The organism is Streptomyces sp. NPDC046925, from assembly GCF_040644915.1.
Lineage (GTDB): Bacteria > Actinomycetota > Actinomycetes > Streptomycetales > Streptomycetaceae > Streptomyces.
The window spans coordinates 1,070,768-1,086,648 of record NZ_JBEYWZ010000001.1 but is presented as its reverse complement, the minus strand read 5'-3'; the positions used below and the strand labels follow the sequence as shown (position 1 = coordinate 1,086,648).

Annotated in this window: 14 protein-coding genes; 6 read left to right on the top strand and 8 right to left on the bottom strand. The window is 70.1% G+C overall.

The window, feature by feature from the left end:
* Positions 1–130: 130 nt before the first annotated feature.
* Positions 131–511 carry an MmcQ/YjbR family DNA-binding protein gene (locus ABZ906_RS04580; RefSeq protein WP_361377231.1) on the bottom strand — a complete coding sequence of 127 codons (381 nt, stop codon included), beginning with the start codon at positions 509–511 and terminating at the stop codon, positions 131–133.
* Positions 512–587: 76 nt separating this feature from the next.
* Positions 588–1,574, bottom strand: a complete 987-nt coding sequence (locus ABZ906_RS04575) for an alpha/beta hydrolase (protein WP_361377228.1) — start codon at positions 1,572–1,574, stop codon at positions 588–590.
* 352 nt (positions 1,575–1,926) lie between these two features.
* On the opposite strand from ABZ906_RS04575, the gene ABZ906_RS04570 reads away from it, so the two are divergent.
* Positions 1,927–5,445, top strand: coding sequence for a ThuA domain-containing protein (locus tag ABZ906_RS04570; RefSeq protein ID WP_361377226.1), 3,519 nt, complete (start codon positions 1,927–1,929; stop codon positions 5,443–5,445).
* A gap of 85 nt (positions 5,446–5,530) precedes the next feature.
* The gene (locus ABZ906_RS04565) at positions 5,531–6,352 is read left to right on the top strand and encodes a sugar phosphate isomerase/epimerase (protein ID WP_361378088.1); all 822 of its coding nucleotides are present in this window, start codon (positions 5,531–5,533) and stop codon (positions 6,350–6,352) included.
* A 73-nt stretch (positions 6,353–6,425) separates the two neighbouring features.
* Here the strand turns inward: ABZ906_RS04565 and ABZ906_RS04560 are convergent, their stop codons facing one another.
* From ABZ906_RS04560 to ABZ906_RS04545, 4 genes are all read right to left on the bottom strand, one after another.
* The gene (locus ABZ906_RS04560) at positions 6,426–7,253 is read right to left on the bottom strand and encodes an ABC transporter ATP-binding protein (RefSeq protein WP_361378086.1); all 828 of its coding nucleotides are present in this window, start codon (positions 7,251–7,253) and stop codon (positions 6,426–6,428) included.
* A gap of 92 nt (positions 7,254–7,345) precedes the next feature.
* Positions 7,346–8,374, bottom strand: a complete 1,029-nt coding sequence (locus tag ABZ906_RS04555; RefSeq protein WP_361185532.1) for an ABC transporter substrate-binding protein — start codon at positions 8,372–8,374, stop codon at positions 7,346–7,348.
* 131 nt (positions 8,375–8,505) lie between these two features.
* Positions 8,506–9,387: an ABC transporter permease gene (locus ABZ906_RS04550; protein ID WP_361377224.1), complete on the bottom strand. Its 882-nt coding sequence runs from the start codon at positions 9,385–9,387 to the stop codon at positions 8,506–8,508.
* A gap of 187 nt (positions 9,388–9,574) precedes the next feature.
* On the bottom strand, positions 9,575–9,739 hold the full coding sequence (locus tag ABZ906_RS04545; RefSeq protein WP_361377223.1) for a hypothetical protein: 165 nt from the start codon (positions 9,737–9,739) through the stop codon (positions 9,575–9,577).
* A 15-nt stretch (positions 9,740–9,754) separates the two neighbouring features.
* Between ABZ906_RS04545 and ABZ906_RS04540 the strand changes: the two genes are divergently transcribed.
* The gene (locus ABZ906_RS04540; RefSeq protein ID WP_361377221.1) at positions 9,755–10,753 is read left to right on the top strand and encodes a LacI family DNA-binding transcriptional regulator; all 999 of its coding nucleotides are present in this window, start codon (positions 9,755–9,757) and stop codon (positions 10,751–10,753) included.
* A gap of 290 nt (positions 10,754–11,043) precedes the next feature.
* On the opposite strand, the gene ABZ906_RS04535 is transcribed toward ABZ906_RS04540, so the two are convergent.
* Positions 11,044–11,973, bottom strand: a complete 930-nt coding sequence (locus tag ABZ906_RS04535; RefSeq protein WP_361377218.1) for a LysR family transcriptional regulator — start codon at positions 11,971–11,973, stop codon at positions 11,044–11,046.
* 83 nt (positions 11,974–12,056) lie between these two features.
* Between ABZ906_RS04535 and ABZ906_RS04530 the strand changes: the two genes are divergently transcribed.
* The 3 genes from ABZ906_RS04530 (at position 12,057) to ABZ906_RS04520 (ending at position 14,883) form a co-directional block, all read left to right on the top strand.
* The gene (locus ABZ906_RS04530; RefSeq protein WP_361377215.1) at positions 12,057–12,818 is read left to right on the top strand and encodes a sulfite exporter TauE/SafE family protein; all 762 of its coding nucleotides are present in this window, start codon (positions 12,057–12,059) and stop codon (positions 12,816–12,818) included.
* Positions 12,811–13,380, top strand: a complete 570-nt coding sequence (locus ABZ906_RS04525) for a hypothetical protein (protein ID WP_361377212.1) — start codon at positions 12,811–12,813, stop codon at positions 13,378–13,380. The genes ABZ906_RS04530 and ABZ906_RS04525 overlap by 8 nt, the downstream gene beginning before the upstream one ends.
* A gap of 261 nt (positions 13,381–13,641) precedes the next feature.
* Positions 13,642–14,883 carry an RICIN domain-containing protein gene (locus ABZ906_RS04520; protein ID WP_361377209.1) on the top strand — a complete coding sequence of 414 codons (1,242 nt, stop codon included), beginning with the start codon at positions 13,642–13,644 and terminating at the stop codon, positions 14,881–14,883.
* Between the two features lie 31 nt (positions 14,884–14,914).
* Here the strand turns inward: ABZ906_RS04520 and ABZ906_RS04515 are convergent, their stop codons facing one another.
* Positions 14,915–15,814, bottom strand: coding sequence for a LysR family transcriptional regulator (locus tag ABZ906_RS04515; protein WP_361185513.1), 900 nt, complete (start codon positions 15,812–15,814; stop codon positions 14,915–14,917).
* Positions 15,815–15,881: the final 67 nt, after the last annotated feature.

Sequence of the window (15,881 nt, the reverse complement as noted above, 5' to 3'; positions counted from 1 at the left end):
CGGCACCCCTGTCCCCTCCCCCGGCGGCTGCGCAGGGCCCGTCGTCCCGCGAGTCCGTGCGCTCCGCCCCTGCCTGTGATCCCACCCCTGCCTGGATCATGCCACGGCGCACTGACAGCGGCCGATCCGTTCAGCTCGCGGGCGGCAGTCCCAACTCGGGGTGGGCGTCCAGGAGTCGGGTGGGCGCGGCCTGGCGCCAGGAGTCGGCGAGGATGTCCTTCAGTTCGGCCGTGTCGAGGGCCGAGAGCCGGGCGCGCACCCAGGCGAACATCGCCTCGTGGTCGGCGATCCAGAACTTGTCCGGCTCCGCGAGGACCAGCTCGTCACGCTCCTCCTTGGGGCACCGCACGGCGATGGACGTCTCGTCCTCGGGGAGCGTGGCGAACATCTTTCCGGCCACCCGGAAGGTGGGCATGCTCCAGGCGATCTTCTCCGTCGTATCCGGCAGGGCCAGTGCGATACGGCGTACATCGTCACCCGTGACCTGGGCCTTGGCGTGAGCTCGAGACATGCCCCGAACGGTAGCCAACGCCACTGACAGCGGCACCCCGGACGCCTCGCTCTGCACGGACCGCCCCGGACCTCCCTCACAGCACCCGCTTGTCCAGCCAGTTCCGCAGGTCCTCCTGGACCTCGTCCCGATTGGTCTCGTTCAGGATCTCGTGGCGCGCCCCCTCGTACCCCCTCCAGGTGAGGTCGTCCATGCCCAGGTACCGGTAGTCCTCCAGGAGTTCGTGGACCAGCGTCATGCCCTGGTTGCAGGGGTCCTCGGTGCCGACGGCGATGTGCACGGGAAGGTCCGCCGGTACCCGGGCGAGGTTCCGCGGGTCGTTCATCTTGCGTACCGCGCGCACCCAGTCCAGGCAGAGCCCGGCGGAGAACGGGAATCCGCAGCGCTCGTCGACGACGTACTCGTCGACCTCCGCCTCGTCGCGCGAGAGCCACTCGAATCCGGTGCGGTGCGGGTACGCGTCGTTGAAGGCGGCGAAGAGTTCGGGGAGGTAGGAGGAGATTCCCTCGCGGCCGTTCTCGGCGATCTCGCGCTCCAGGCGGGCGATGGACTCCTCGATTCCGACCCCGGGCAGGGAACGGAAGGTTCCGGAGAGGATCAGACCCGCCAGGCCGTCGGGGTACTCCTGGGCGTAGTCCCTGGCCAGGTGCGAGCCCATGCTGTGGCCGAGCAGGAAGAGCGGGGTTCCGGGGTGCAGGGTGCGTACCTGATCGCCGATCGCCTTGAGGTCGTCGACCATGGCGCGCCAGCTGTCGAAGGAGGACTCGGCCGCGGACGCGTCGGCGGAGGTGCCCGTCACCCCGTACCCGCCGGTCGCCTGCGCCGTGGCGCCGTGGCCCCGGTGGTCGGAGGCGATCACTCCATAGCCGTGCTCGGTCAGGTGGCGCGCGAACCTGTCGTAGCGCAGGGCATGTTCACCCGCGCCGTGCGCGATCTGCACGAACGCGCGCGGCCGGCCGCCGCCGGGCAGCCAGGTGTACGTGGCGACGGGAACGCCGTCCACCGCGTTCACGAGTCCGGCGGTGTACGCGGCGGGTTCGGGCGTCGAGGCGTGGTCAGACATTCGGGAAACTCCCCTGTACGACTTCTCTGCGGCTTCCATAGGGCTTCCATAGGGCTTCCGCACGGATTCCATACGGCCTCCGTACGGCTACCCTCCCTGGCCCTGAATCCCTCCCCCGCACACGCGACCTCATACCGGCGGTTCTCCCGGTAGCTCGCGGTGACTCCCCTCTCACGCCAGGCGCTTCCGACCCATTGACCCCTCGTCAGAGCGGAACCTACGCTGAGCAACGCGCGGGAGAAAGCGCTTTCTAGCTAGCTCTTGGTATCCCCCTCTCCGCGCACCGCGCAACTCGCACTCACCGCACACCCGGCTACCGGCAGCCGTCCACCCGCCCAGCCCAGGGAGCGCCATGAGTTCCACGAGTCCCACCGCGCCCAGACGCGGCCCCGTCCGGCCGAGGCCCGGACCCACCACGCCGAGCCCCTGGCTCGCGATCGTCGCCCTGCTCGCCCTCGTCATCGGCCTTGCCCTCACCGCGCCGTCCCGCGCGGCGGCGCAGGTGGAGCCGGAAGCCGACCCGTACCGCGTCCTGGTCTTCTCCAAGACCACGAACTCCCAGCACGACTCGATCCCCGCGGGCATCGAGGCCATCAAGAAGCTCGGCAGCGAGAACGGCTTCGAGGTGGAGGCCACGGACGACGCGGCCGCCTTCTCCGACGCCAATCTCGCCCGCTTCCAGGCCATCATCTTCAACAACACCAACTCGACCCCCGAGACAGGTGATCTGCTCGACGCCGAGCAGCGCGCGGCCTTCCAGAAGTACGTCCGCGCGGGCGGCGGCTGGGTCGGCCTGCACTCCGCCTCGGCCAGCGAGCGCGACTGGACCTGGTACGAGGGTCTCGTCGGCGCGATCTTCGACAAGCACCCCGAGGTGCAGACCGGACGGATCAAGGTGCTCGACCACGCGCACCCCTCCACCAAGGGGCTTCCGGAGCTCTGGGAGCGCACGGAGGAGTGGTACAACTGGCGCACCAATCCGACGGGGAAGGTGCACACGCTCGCGCAGGTCAAGGTGCGCGACGGCGTCAGCGGACTCGACGAGGGCGTCGACCAGCCGTGGTCCTGGTGCCAGAACTATGACGGCGGCCGCTCCTGGTACACCGCGGGCGGACACGACAAGTCGGCCTTCCAGGAGGAGGGCTTCCTCAAGCACATCCTCGGCGGCATCGAGTGGGCCGCGGGCAACAAGCCCGGCGACTGCACCGCCACCAAGACCGGCGCCTTCCAGCGCACGCCGCTGGCCACCAATGACCTGGCCGACCCCTTCGAGCTTGCCGTGGCCCCCGACCGCAGGGTGTTCTTCATCCAGCGCACCGGCAAGCTCAAGATCATCGACCAGGAGTCGCTGAAGGTCTCCACGGCGCTCGACTTCGAGTACACCCCGGAGATGACGAGCCAGTCGGACGGACTGCTCGGCCTCGCGCTCGACCCGAGATTCCAGGACAACCACTGGGTCTATCTCCTGAATTCCGACAAGACCGAGAAACGCATCAATCTCTCCCGTTTCACCGAAGCGGGCGGAAAGGTCGATCCGGCGACGGAGAAGCGGCTCCTGACCATTCCCACGCTGCGCGGCGAGGGCCGGGCCAACTCGCACATGGCCGGGTCCATCGCCTTCGACAAGAAGGGCGACCTCTACATCGCGACGGGTGACAACACCGACCCGTTCGCGTCGGACGGATTCGCCCCGATCGACGAGCGCGAAGGCCGCCGGGCCTGGGACGCGCAGGGCACCGCGGGCAATACGAACGACCTGCGCGGCAAGATCCTGCGCGTCACGCCCAAGGACGACGGGACCTATTCCGTACCGGAGGGCAATCTCTTCGCGCCGGGGACGGACAAGACCCGGTCCGAGATCTACGCGATGGGCATGCGCAACCCCTTCCGCATCACCACGGATCCGCTGAGCGGCGCCGTGCTGATGGGCGACTACGGGCCCGACGCGAGGGCGGCCGTCGCCGACCGCGGCCCCGAGGGGACGGTCGAGTTCAACCGCATCACCAAGGCGGGCAATTACGGCTGGCCCTACTGCGTAGGCAACAACATCCCGTTCAACGACTACGACTTCGCGACGAAGAAGTCGGGCGCGAAATTCGACTGCGCGAAGATCGTGAACGATTCGCCGAACAACACGGGACTGCGCGAGTTGCCGCCGGCACAGCCCGCCGACGTCTGGTACGCCTACTCCGCCTCCAAGGAGTTCCCGGAACTCGGCACGGGCGGCGGTGCCCCGATGAGCGGTCCGGTCTACGACTACGACGCCTCCAACACGTACAAGACGAAGTTCCCCGAGTACTTCGAGGGGAAGTGGTTCAACTACGAGCTGACGCGGCAGTGGTTCAAGGTCTTCTCGATGCAGGAGAAGGACCAGACGTTCACCGATCCGCGCTTCGGCCCCGCGAAGGCGGGCGATCTGAATTCGATCAACTCCATTTTCCCCGACATGAAGTGGAACCAGCCTTTCGACGCCGACTTCGGACCTGACGGCGCGATGTACGTCATCGACTTCGGGCTCGGCAGCGGCACGGGCCGCGGCGGCAGCAACGAGGGCGCGGGCATCTACCGCATCGACTACGTCGCGGACGGACACCTGCCGGACGCCCGCGTCAAGGCCACTCCGGACAACGGCGGCACACCCCTGAAGGTCTCGTTCTCCAGCGAGGGTTCGGGGCTGCCGGACGGCAAACCCGTGACGTACGCCTGGGACTTCGACGGCAACGGCACGACCGACTCGACCGAGGCCAACCCCACGCACACCTACACCAAGAAGGGCGTGTTCAGCGCGCGCCTGAAGGTGACGGGCCCGGACCAGCTGAGCGGTCTTGCCGTACAGGAGATCACCGTCGGAAACACGCGGCCCGTGGTGACGATCCAACAGCCGCCCAACGGGGGCACGTTCAGCTTCGGTGACACCATTCCGTTCAAGATCAAGGTGACGGACAAGGAGGACGGGAAGATCGACTGCAAGCGGGTCGTCGTCCAGTCCCAGCTCGGGCACGACGCCCATCTGCACCCGCTTGACAACTACACCGGCTGCGCGGGCGAGATCGTGACGGACGCCGGGGACAGTCACGGGCCGGGCCAGAACCTGTACTACGGGATCACGGCCCAGTACGAGGACAAGGGCGCGTCCGGGGTTCCCGCCCTGACGGGTTCCGCCTCGCTGACCCTGCGGACCTCCTTCCGCGAGGCCGAGCACCGCACCGCCACCGGCGGGGCGCACGGCGGCGTGGACACCGGTGAGCGCGCGGACGCATCCGGCGGCAAGCGGCTCATCGAGATCGAGGACGGCGACTGGGTCTCCTTCGACCCCGTCAACTTCAAGGGCGTCGACTCCGTGACGGTGGGCGCGTCCTCGGGCGGGCTCGGCGGTGACATCGAGTTCCGCGCCGGGTCTCCCACGGGCAAGCTGCTCGGCAAGGCGACCGTGCCGAACACGGGCGGCTGGAGCAACTTCATCTCGCCGACCGTCGACCTGGCCGACCACGACGGCACGACGAAGCTGTACGCCGTCTTCACCAACCCCGAGTGGTCGTCCGAGAAGGCCGATCTCCTCAGCGTCGACTGGCTGCACTTCAACGGCCCCGGCGTCGAGAAGAAGGCCGGCGCGAAGGTGACGGTCAAGGCGGCCCCGGCAGACGGCTCCGCGCCGCTCGCCGTCAAGCTCACCAGCACGGTGAAGCTCCCGCAGGGCCGTAGCGCGGCCTCGTACCACTGGGACTTCGGCGACAACGCCAAGCCCTCCGGCACGGAGAGCGACAGCGCCGAGCACACCTACGCACGCGCGGGGACGTACACGGCGCACCTGACCGTCACCGACGACAAGGGCGACACGACGACCGGCGCGGTCCGGATCACGGCGAAGTGAGGGGGCGGACATGACAGCCAAGAGGAGAACCGGCATGGAGAGAACCGGCCTGAACGGGACCAGGCGAGCCTTTCTCGGTACGGCGATGGGGCTCGGGGCAGCGCTCGGTACCGCGCTGCCCGCGCACGCGGGTGAGGCGTCGAAGCGCCGGCGTATCCCGCGCGGCGGCATCGGCATGCACCTCTACACGATGCGCGATGTCCTGGCCCGGGACTTCGCGGGCACGCTGGAGCAGCTCGCCGACATCGGCTACGCGACCGTGGGCGTGAGCGGCAGGCACGGGAACAGCGCGGCCGACATCCGGCGGATGCTCGACGCGGTGGACCTGAAGGCGGTCCTCGAACATGTCGCGTACGACACGCTCAAGGGCAGCGGCCTCCCGCAGGCCCTGGAGGATCTGCACACCCTGGGCGCGAAGTGGCCGGTGGTGCCGAGCCTGCCCGGCTCCATGCACACACCGGACGGGTTCCGGGAAGCGGCACGGCAGTTCAATCTCATCGGGCAGGCATCGCGCGACGCCGGTCTGGGCCCGGTCCTCTTCCACAACCACGGCTCCGACCATGTGGTGGTGGACGGCACGAGCCTGTACGACATCCTCCTGACCGAGACCGATCCGCATCTGGTCGGCTTCGAACTGGACGTGTACTGGGCGGCCAAGGGCGGCGGTTCGGATCCGGGGCGGTACTTCGTACGGCATCCGCGTCGGTTCCCCGCGCTCCACGTGAAGGACATGGCACCGGACGGCGGCTTCGCCGACGTCGGTTCGGGGACGCTGGACTTCGCCGCGATGTTCGACAACGCGCGCGTGGGCGGCGTCAAGCAGTGGCTGGTGGAGCACGACACCCCCACCGATCCGTTCGCCACGGCACGCAACAGTTACCGGTATCTGGCGGCGCTGCGGTACTGACGTACTGACAGGCGGTGCACGCACTGCGGCCGAGCTCCCCGGCGGGGGCTCGGCCGCTGTGTGGGTTCGCGCCTCACTCGTGCGCCGACACCGCCCCGAGGAGTTCGCGGATCCGGCCCGTGGCCTCGCCGAACTCGGGTGTCGCCAGCGTCGTCGCGTAGGAACGCTCCGGGGGCAGGCCGACGTCGATGATCTCCGTGATGGTGCCGGGTCGCGGGCTCATCACGACGACGCGGTCCGCGAGATAGACGGCCTCCGGGATCGAGTGGGTCACCAGGAGCACCGTGGTGCCGGTCTCGCGCCAGATCCGGTTCAGTTCGACGTTCATCTGCTCGCGCGTGAGCGCGTCGAGCGCTCCGAAGGGCTCGTCCATGAGCAGGACCGGCGGTTCGTGCAGGAGCGCGCGGCAGAGGGCGACGCGCTGTTGCATGCCGCCGGACAGCTCGTGCGGATAGGCGTCCTCGAAGCCGCCGAGTCCCGTCATGCGGATCAGATCGTCGGCACGCGCGCGTGCCTCGGCGCCCGGGATGCCCCGCATCTCCGCCTGGAGCAGGATGTTGCGGCGTGCCGTGCGCCAGTCCAGGAGGGCGGCGCGCTGGAAGACGTAGCCGATGTCGCGCCGCGGCCCGCGCACCTGTTCGCCGCCGAGGAGCACATCGCCCGACGACGGTGTGAGCAGACCGGCGACGAGCTTCAGGAGGGTGGACTTGCCGCAGCCCGAGGGTCCGACGATCGCCACGAACTCGCCCGCGCGGACGTCGAGCGAGACGTCCTGCAACGCGGTGACGTCCTTCTTCTTCGTACGGAAGCGGACGGCGACGTCGTCGAGGCGCACCGCGGACGACGTCGCATCCCCCGCCGTCGCTCGTGGATGGCCGGTGGTCCGCGGGTCGTCGGTCATCTTGTGAGTCGCGTCCGTCTTGAGAGTCGTATCCGTCTTGAGAGTCGTATCCGTCTTGAGCGTCGCGTCCTTCGTCATTCCCCTGCCGCCCCTCAGCCCTTGATCCCCTTGGCCGCGTCCCAGTAGTCCGCGACGGGCTTGGCCTCCTTGACGAGGCCCGCCTTCGAGAAGACGTCGATGGTCTGCTGCCAGTCCGCCTCGGTGTTGGCGCCGGGCGCCTTGCCCTGTGTCGCGTCGGTGTGCAGCAGGGTGAGCGTCGTCTTGAACTGCTCGGACAGGACGTCCTTGGGCGGCAGTTGCTCGGACGCGCCCTCCATCGAGGCGACCGCGGGCTTAGGGCTCTTCTCGGCGGCGGCCCACGACTCGCTCACCGCGGCGGTCATGCGCTTGGCCAGATCGCCGTTGCCCTGGAGGGTCTTGGGCCCGGCGATGAGGCCGTTGGAGTAGAAGTTCAGGCCGTTCTCGGAGAAGCGCAGGTACGAGACGTTCTTCTTGGCCTTGTTCTGCATGGTGGGGCCCTGGTCGCTCGCGTAGCCGAGCAGCGCGTCCGTCTTGCCGGAGATCACCGCGGCGATCTTGCCCGCCGGGTCGGTGTTCTGGACCTTGACGTCGGAGAGTTCCAGGCCGTTCTTCTCCAGGAAGATCGGGAACGTCTTGGTGAGCGCGTCGCCCGCCGTGCCCGCGATCATCTTGCCCTTGAGGTCGCCGGGCGCCTTGATGCCCTGCGCGTCGAAGAACTGGACCGAGGCGGGCGTCGTCTGGAGGAACACCCCGAGGCTCTTCACCTTGACGCCCTGATCGACGCCCGCGAGCACCGCGGGCGTGTCCGCCCAGCCGAAGTCGGTCTGTCCGGCGCCGGTGGCCTGCACGGTCTTCTGCGAGCCCTGGCCCGCCCTGATGTCCAGGTCGATGCCGTGCTTCTCGAAGATCTTCTGCTGTTTGCCGTAGTAGAACGGCGCGTGTTCGCCGTACGGGTACCAATTGAGCGTCAGCGTCACCTTGTTGAGTTTCTTGCCGGAGTCGCTGGTGCTCGTCTTGTCGTCGTCGCCGCCGCAGGCCGTCGCGGTCACCGCGACGAGGGTCAGGGGGACGAGGCCGGTGAGGAGTCTGCGCGCGTGCATGGGGCGGCCCTTCTCGCGTACGTCGAGCGTTGGACATGGCGGGGTGGGTGCGCCGGCACCGCGTAGTGGCTGTCAGGGGCAGTGGTGGGTGTCAGTGGGCAGAGGTGGGTGTCAGCGGCCGGTGGTGGGTGTCAGTACGTCGTGGTGGCGGCCACGTCCCTGCGGCTCGCGTGCCAGGGGAGCAGCAGCTTCTCGGCGATCTCGACGATCACGAAGAGGACGACACCGATGAGCGACATGACGAGCAGGCCCGCGAAGAGCATCGGGGTGTCGAGGTTTCCGTTGGCCTGGAGGATCACATATCCGAGGCCTTCGTTCGCGCCGACGAACTCGCCCACGACGGCGCCGGTCACGGCGAGGGTGACGGCCACCTTCAGGCCGGAGAACAGGTGCGGAAGCGACGCCGGGAAGCGGATCTTGAGGAAGGTCTGCCAGGGCCGCGCGCCCATGGTGGAGGAGAGCTGGAGCATCTCCGGGTCGACGGCCTTCAGCCCGGTCACCATTGAGATGACGACGGGGAAGAAGGCGATCAGTACGGCGATGAGGATCTTCGGCGCGATGCCGAAGCCGAGCCAGACGACGAACAGCGGGGCGATCGCGATCTTCGGTACGACCTGGGCGAAGAGCAGGATCGGGTAGAGCGTCTTCTCGACGGTCGTCGAGTAGACCATGACGACCGCGGAGAGGATGCCGACGGCCACGGCGATGACGAAACCGAGCAGGGTCTCGTACGTGGTGACCCAGGTGTGCTGCCACAGGTAGTCGGGCTTGTCGAGGATCACGTCGAACGTCGCGCCGGGCGAGGGCACGAGGTACGCCTCGACCATCTCGGTGGCCGCGATCAGCCACCAGGCCCCGAAGCAGACGAGGAGCAGGACGAGCGGACGCCAGCTCTTCTCGGCCGCCTCGGCGGTACGTTGTCGCAGGGTGGGGCGGCTGCGTTCGGCAACGCCTGCCGTTGTGACGGGAGTTGCCTGCAGTGCGCTCTGGCTCACGGTGAACTCCCCTGGCATTCAGTGAACTTCGGCGGCGGTTGCGGAGGTTTCAGCTTCGATGGTGCGGGGTTTCTGTGGTGCGGAAACCGCTTTCAGAAAGCGCTTTCTGGTAAGGTGTCCGCCACGCTAATGACTGGCTGACCGCAGGGTCAATAGGTCGGCTCGAAGTTTCGCGGCGCGAGACGAAGGGGGCGCGGTGCGGGCGCTAGGGCGCGAGCAGGAACCCGGAGCAGAGCGTGGACGCGGGGTGCCCGTGGGCGGGCGGGGGCGTGCGGGGCCGCCCGTGGACGGGGACGAGCAGGCGTCCGCGGTCGGGCGTCGGTTCGAGCAGGCGCCCCTCGTAGGACGAGGGCGGGAGCACGGGCCTCATGTCACCCTGCATGCCGTGGCCCGGACCGCCGGGGTTTCGCCGGCCACCGCGTCGCGGGCCCTGAACGGGACCACGCGGGTCCGCGAGGACCTGCGGCGCCGGGTGCTCGAAGCGGCGGATCGGCTGGGGTACATCCCCAACGCCCATGCGCAGGCGCTCGCCAGCTCCTCCAACAACACGGTCGGCGTCATCTGTCACGACGTCGGCGACCCCTACTTCGCGGCGATCGCGAGCGGCGTGATGGCGGCGGCCGCCGAGCAGGATGTGCTGGTCATGCTGGCCAGCACCTTCCGCGCCCCGGAACGGGAGATCGCGTACGTCTCGATGCTGCGGGCACAGCGGGCCCGCGCGATCCTGCTCATCGGCTCCGGGTTCCAGGACCCGGCGTGGGAAAGGGCGTTGGAGTCGGAGCTGGGTCCCTACATACGTGACGGAGGCCGCGTCGCCGTGATCAGCAGGCACCGGAGCCTCCGCGTGGACACGGTGCAGCCCGAGAACCGGGCGGGAGCGGGCGCGCTGGCGCGGGCCCTGCTCTCGCTGGGCCACCGGGAGTTCGCCGTCCTCACCGGACCCGAGCGGCTCACCACGGTCGCGGACCGCCTGGCCGGATTCCGCACGGCGCTGGCCGACGCGGGGATCGACCTGCCCCCGGAGCGGATCGTGGAGGGTGCCTTCACCCGGGACGGGGGCCATGCAGCGGCGGTCGAACTGCTGCGCCGGGGGCAGCGGCCGACGTGCGTCTTCGCGGTGACGGACGTGATGGCGGTGGGGGCGCTGGGTGCGCTGCGGGAGCGGGGGCTCCGAGTGCCGGACGACGTGTCTCTGGCGGGCTTCGACGACATCCCCTTGGTCGGCGAACTGACACCGCCGCTGACCACGGTGGCACTGCCGCTGACCCGCATGGGCCGGGACGTGCTGTCCCTCGCCCTGCGCGAGCAGGGCACGAGGTCACGCGTGGAGCGGGTACAGGGCGAGGTCGTACTCCGAGCCAGCACGGGACGGCCTACTGTCTGAGGGTCTGCGGCCGGGGGCAACGGCCCGGGGTCTACGGCCCGGGGGCAACGGCCTGCGGGGCTAGGCCCGAGGGGCCGCCAGGCCCGCGTGGCCGCCAGGCCCGCGTGGCCGCCAGGCCCGCGTGGCCGCCAGGCCCGCGTGGCCGCCAGCACCTGACCGCACGACGCGGAAACACGAAGCAAGCCCAAGCAGGAGCACCGCAGAGCAACGCGGCACGCCACCCGCGGGCCGGAGATCACACGGGGCCCGCGGCCTGCGGGATCACCGCAGCCGGCGCCGTCCAGCCCGCCTCATCCCCGCCCCGCCGCCCCGTACCCCGGCAGTATCGGTTCCGAAGTGGACGCCGTGCGGAGGTAGTCGGCCAGGGCCTCCGCGGCGGGAGACGCGGGGCCCGTCTTCGCGCCCCAGGCCAGGAGGTGGTGGCGGTGGGCCCAGGGGTCCTGGAGGGCGCAGGCGTCCAGCGCCAGGGCGGGGTCGATCACGCGGCGGGGGACGATGGCGAGGCCGATTCCCGCCGCGGCCAGCGCGACCAGGACATTGAGGTCGGCGACCGTGGTGCGGTAGCGCACGACCGGCGCGTGCGGGCCGACGTGCCTCTCGATCCAGCGACGCAGCGAGGCACCGGCGTCGAGCCCGACCAGGGGATGCTCGGCGGCCTCGCTGTAGGTGAGCGACGTGCGGCCCGCGAGGATCCCGCCCGCCTGGCCGACCACCACGAGGGAGTCGTCGCCCAGGGGTTCCATGGCCAGACCGCAGTCGCGTGCCTCGTCGTCGAGGACGATGCCCAGGTCCGCCTCGCCGTCGGTCAACATGCGCACGATCTGCGGGGTGCGGTGTTCGGAGACCTGTACGTCGACGTCCGGATGGTCCCTGAGGAACGGTACGAGGGCCTGCGGCACGAGCCTGTGCACCGCGGAACCGCCCCCGAGGAGGGTCAGGGGCGCGGTCGGGGATCTCGTATAGCTCGCGACGGCGCTTTCGAGCCGGACGGTCTGCGCGAGGACCTCGCGCGCGTGCCGGGCCAGCGTGGTCCCCGCCGGGGTGGGTCGCACGCCCCTCCTGCCGCGGATCAGCAGCGCCACACCGGCCTGCTGTTCGAGGGAACGGACCCGGGCGCTCGCCGACGGCAGGCTCAGGTGCATGCGCCGGGCGCCTGCCGTGATCGACCCTTCCGTCACCGTGTCGAGGAAGAGCCGCAGGTCGTCCAGGTCGTAGCGCACGCGTCCAGCCTATGGCACAGCCTTAGGCTGGGTACACCGATAACGCATTGTGGACCCACCGGTCACAGGGCGATGCTCGGCAGGTGTCCGAACTCCTTCTCGTCCTGCTGGCAGGCATCGCCGCCGGAGTGCTGAACTCCGTCGGCGGCGGAGGCACGTTCGTGGCACTGCCCGCCCTGGTCGCCGTCGGCCTGTCCCCGGTGACGGCGAACGCCACGTCGACCATCGCCCTGGTGCCGGGAGCCGTGGCCAGCGGATGGGTCTACCGGCGTGACATCACACCGGTCGGGGCGACATCCCTGACGGCCCTCACGACGGTCAGCGTGGTCGGCGGCGGGCTCGGCGCCGCCCTGCTCCTCACCCTTCCCGCGGCCTCGTTCGACGCCGCGGTGCCGTGGCTGCTTGCCTTCGCCACGGTGGTCCTTGCCTTCGGGCGCCGCCTCTCCCGCACGATCAGCGGCGCGCTGGGCCGCCAGCTCGACATGACTCCGCGGGCCGTCCTGATCGGCCAGTTCCTGCTCGCTCTGTACGGCGGATACTTCGGCGGTGCCGTAGGCATCATGATGTTCGCCCTGTGGGGCATCGGCCTCGGCCTCGACGCCGCCGTCAGCAATCCGATGCGGATCACCCAGATCGCGGCCATCAATCTCAGCGCGACGGCACTGCTCCTGGTCGCCTCGGACGCGCTGAGCGCTCCGACGACGCTCGGCGCCATGTTCGCCGGAGCCCTTGCGGGCGGCTTCACCGGCGCGCACTTCGCACGCCGCCTCTCCGCGAGGCTGCTGCGGGGCATCATCCTGACCACCGCCGTGACGATGACCGTCCTCTATTTCGTGCGTGGTTGAGGTGATCGACATGGCCGGTGCGGCCGACGAGGACCCCGGCGCCGCCGCGTCGCCGTACACCGACGCGACCCGGGCCCGTCTGGCCATGGCCCAGGAGGCGCGCGAGCTCGCGGACCTCGCGCGTGCCGCCGTACCGATCGGGGCATACGAGCTGCTTTCCGACGGTACGACCCGCTCCCCCGGCTCCGTACTGTCCGGCGCCGCCGACGTGCTCAGGGCCGCACACCGGCTCTTCGAGGCCGCCGTCGTGAGCGAACGGCTCGGCGGCGCGAGCTGGCAGCTCATCGGCGAGGTCCTGGGCATCGAGGCGCAGACCGCGCGGGCACGCTTCGCCGCGGCCGAGTCCTGTTTCCGGGAGGAACCGCACTCCCCCACGAGCCACGGCGAAGACGGCTGGTGGCGGGCCTACACGTCGGGCAACCCCCTCGAAGCCGCACTCGACCTCGACGACTGGGTCCTGCGCCACGAGGACGGGGACGAAGGCGGCGACGCAGAGGGCGCCCTCGGCGCCGCGCCGGTCTCCGGCGGTCTGGCGCGGCGCGACCGGCGTACTCACGGGTGAGAACCGGACCCCGTACACCGGGCGCGCCCCGCCCCCGCACGTGCTCCCCCCAACGGGTGTGCCGCCGGTGAGAGTTGATGTCACCTGGGTCGACGCCCGTCCGCGCAGCTGTCCCAACTCCCGGTAATTGAGGGGTAAATAGCAGCCGAATTCCACCCGTATCGGTAATCATGCCGAGCTCCTACTCTGTGAGGCGCACACGCGGGGGATCACCGGGGGGATCACCGGTGGATCACTGTCCGTCTTTCACGGAGGTTGGCAATGTCTGCGTTGTCCGAGGGGATCTACCTGCTCAAGAACGAGGAGAGCGGGCTGTACGCGGGAGTGCAGGGCGCCAAGACGGCACAGAGCGTGCCGATCGTGCAGCAGGAACTGCTCCCGCGAGGACCCGCCCGGTACAGCCAGTTGTGGCATCTGCGGCCCAACGCCGCCGAGAAGGACACCTGGACGCTGCAGAGCGTGCACAGCGCCCTGCGCATGGACATCATGACGGGCCGCGGCCGTGCGGGCTCCCCGGTGCAGCAGTGCCCGGCCGAGACCCGGCGGGACCTGCTGGTGTCCCAGCTGTGGCGTCCGGTGGACATCGGCGACGGCCGGTACACGCTGGTCAACGCGAACAGCGGTCATCTGCTGTCCGTGCACGACGACAGCAGCTCACCGGACGCTGCCCTGGAGCAGGCGGCCAAGCCCGCCCTGGGTCCCCGCACCGCCCAGCAGTGGATCCTGGAGCGGGTGCCCGGCCGCGGCGAGGCCAAGGCGTTCGACGCACTGACGGCCACCCTGGTCTCCGCCGGCGGCGGCGTGCTCGGCACGGTGCTCGGCTCCTTGAGCGGCGCGACCAAGAGGGCGCTCGACGCGGGCGGCGGGATCTTCGAGGCGGCGGCCAAGTCGATCCCGGACAGCGACACGCCCTACGTACGCTTCGACGGTTTCCGCGGGGACGAGTTCGTGCGCTTCTCGAAGCGGCGCGGCATCGAGGCGGGCCCGCGCCGGATCGCCGATCAGTTCCCGCATCTGCCCAAGCCGTTCAGCGACGGCTTCGACGCCGTCGGCCCGGCGCCCGAGGGCAGCGGACACGCCTATCTGGGTTTCGTGCAGGACCAGGCCGTCGAGTTCTCCGAGAAGAGCCACGGTCCCGTCCAGTACGCGGAACACTTCCTGCACCCCGAACTCCTGCACACGGTCGGCGAGTTGTGTGACGTCACCGCCTTCGGTTCCGACGACGGGAGGCTTCTGGTCTTCGGCCGCAAGGGCAGTTGCACGGTCGATCCCGCGAAGGTCGACCTGGCGCGCGGCCCCGTCCACCAGTTGTTCCAGCTGCCAGCCGCGCCGGAGGCCTTCGGGTTCGGGCCTGACGCGGCGTGCACGGCCGTCTCCGGGTCGACGGCCCACTACTTCCTCACCAAGGGCGACGAATTCGTCGTCGTCTCCGAGGACAAGCTGCTTCAGGGCCCGGCCGGGCTCACCGAGGTCTACCCGTGCCTGGACGGCCTCTGGATGTAACCGCGCACGGCATGAGGCCGCTGCCGCGCCGCTACTGCGCCGCTTCCCCCAGCGCGTCGAGGACGGGGCGGATCAGCGGATGCTCCTCGGCCCCGCAGCGCACCGCCGCGAACACCCGGCGGGTGGGGGCGACGCCCTCCACGGGGCGGATCACCACCCCGGAGACGTCCATGCCGCGCAGTGCCGAGCGGGGTACGAGGGCCACGCCCGCGCCCGCCGACGCCAGGGCGACCACGGCCCGGAAATCGTCCGACCAGTGTTCGAGCAGGGGCTGGAAGCCCGCCGCCTCGCAGGCGAGTATCACCACGTCATGGCAGGGGTTCCCGGCGAAGGGGCCGATCCACGCGTCCTTGGCCAGCTCCGCGAGCGGCACCCGCTCCGCGTCCGCGAGGCGATGTGTCTCGGGGAGCACCGCGTCGAACGGCTCCGCGTACAGCGGGACCCGCGTGAGGCGCGGGTCGTCCGCGCCCGGCGCGCCCCGGTACTCCACCGCCACGGCGACGTCCACCTGCCGGTCGAGCACCATCGGAAGGCTCGCGTCGCCCTCCGCGTCCTGGACCCGTACGCGTATGCCGGGCGCCGCGGACGAGAGGCGGGCCAGGGCCGGGCCGACCACCAGGGCGATCCCCGTGGCGAAGGAGGCCACGGTCACCGTCCCCGCCGCGCCCGAGCTGTACGCGGCGAGCTCCGCCTCGGCCCTCTCCAGCTGGGCGAGGACCGCGTTCGTGTGGGAGAGCAGGATCTCGCCCGCCGGGGTCAGCCGGACCCCGCGGGCGCCCCGCTCGACCAGGCGGTGCCCCGTCTCCTGCTCCAGGGCGGTCAGCTGCTGGGAGACCGCGGACGGAGTGAGATAGAGCGCGGCGGCAGCGGCCGTGACCGTGCGGTGGTCGGCCACCGCACGGAGGATGTGCAGCCGTCGCGCTTCGATCATGAGGTCGATTCTCCCAAACCGCGGACCCCAGCGACACCGGCGGCCCGGCCGGCACGCCCGGGCACCC

Coding starts and splice junctions, on each gene's coding strand:
- ABZ906_RS04515 (WP_361185513.1), bottom strand. CDS start 15,814: ATGATCGAAGCGCGACGGCTGCACATCCTCCGTGCGGTGGCCGACCAC.
- ABZ906_RS04580 (WP_361377231.1), bottom strand. CDS start 511: ATGTCTCGAGCTCACGCCAAGGCCCAGGTCACGGGTGACGATGTACGC.
- ABZ906_RS04565 (WP_361378088.1), top strand. CDS start 5,531: ATGGGGCTCGGGGCAGCGCTCGGTACCGCGCTGCCCGCGCACGCGGGT.
- ABZ906_RS04545 (WP_361377223.1), bottom strand. CDS start 9,739: ATGAGGCCCGTGCTCCCGCCCTCGTCCTACGAGGGGCGCCTGCTCGAA.
- ABZ906_RS04520 (WP_361377209.1), top strand. CDS start 13,642: ATGTCTGCGTTGTCCGAGGGGATCTACCTGCTCAAGAACGAGGAGAGC.
- ABZ906_RS04560 (WP_361378086.1), bottom strand. CDS start 7,253: ATGACCGACGACCCGCGGACCACCGGCCATCCACGAGCGACGGCGGGG.
- ABZ906_RS04550 (WP_361377224.1), bottom strand. CDS start 9,387: ATGCCAGGGGAGTTCACCGTGAGCCAGAGCGCACTGCAGGCAACTCCC.
- ABZ906_RS04575 (WP_361377228.1), bottom strand. CDS start 1,574: ATGTCTGACCACGCCTCGACGCCCGAACCCGCCGCGTACACCGCCGGA.
- ABZ906_RS04555 (WP_361185532.1), bottom strand. CDS start 8,374: ATGCACGCGCGCAGACTCCTCACCGGCCTCGTCCCCCTGACCCTCGTC.
- ABZ906_RS04570 (WP_361377226.1), top strand. CDS start 1,927: ATGAGTTCCACGAGTCCCACCGCGCCCAGACGCGGCCCCGTCCGGCCG.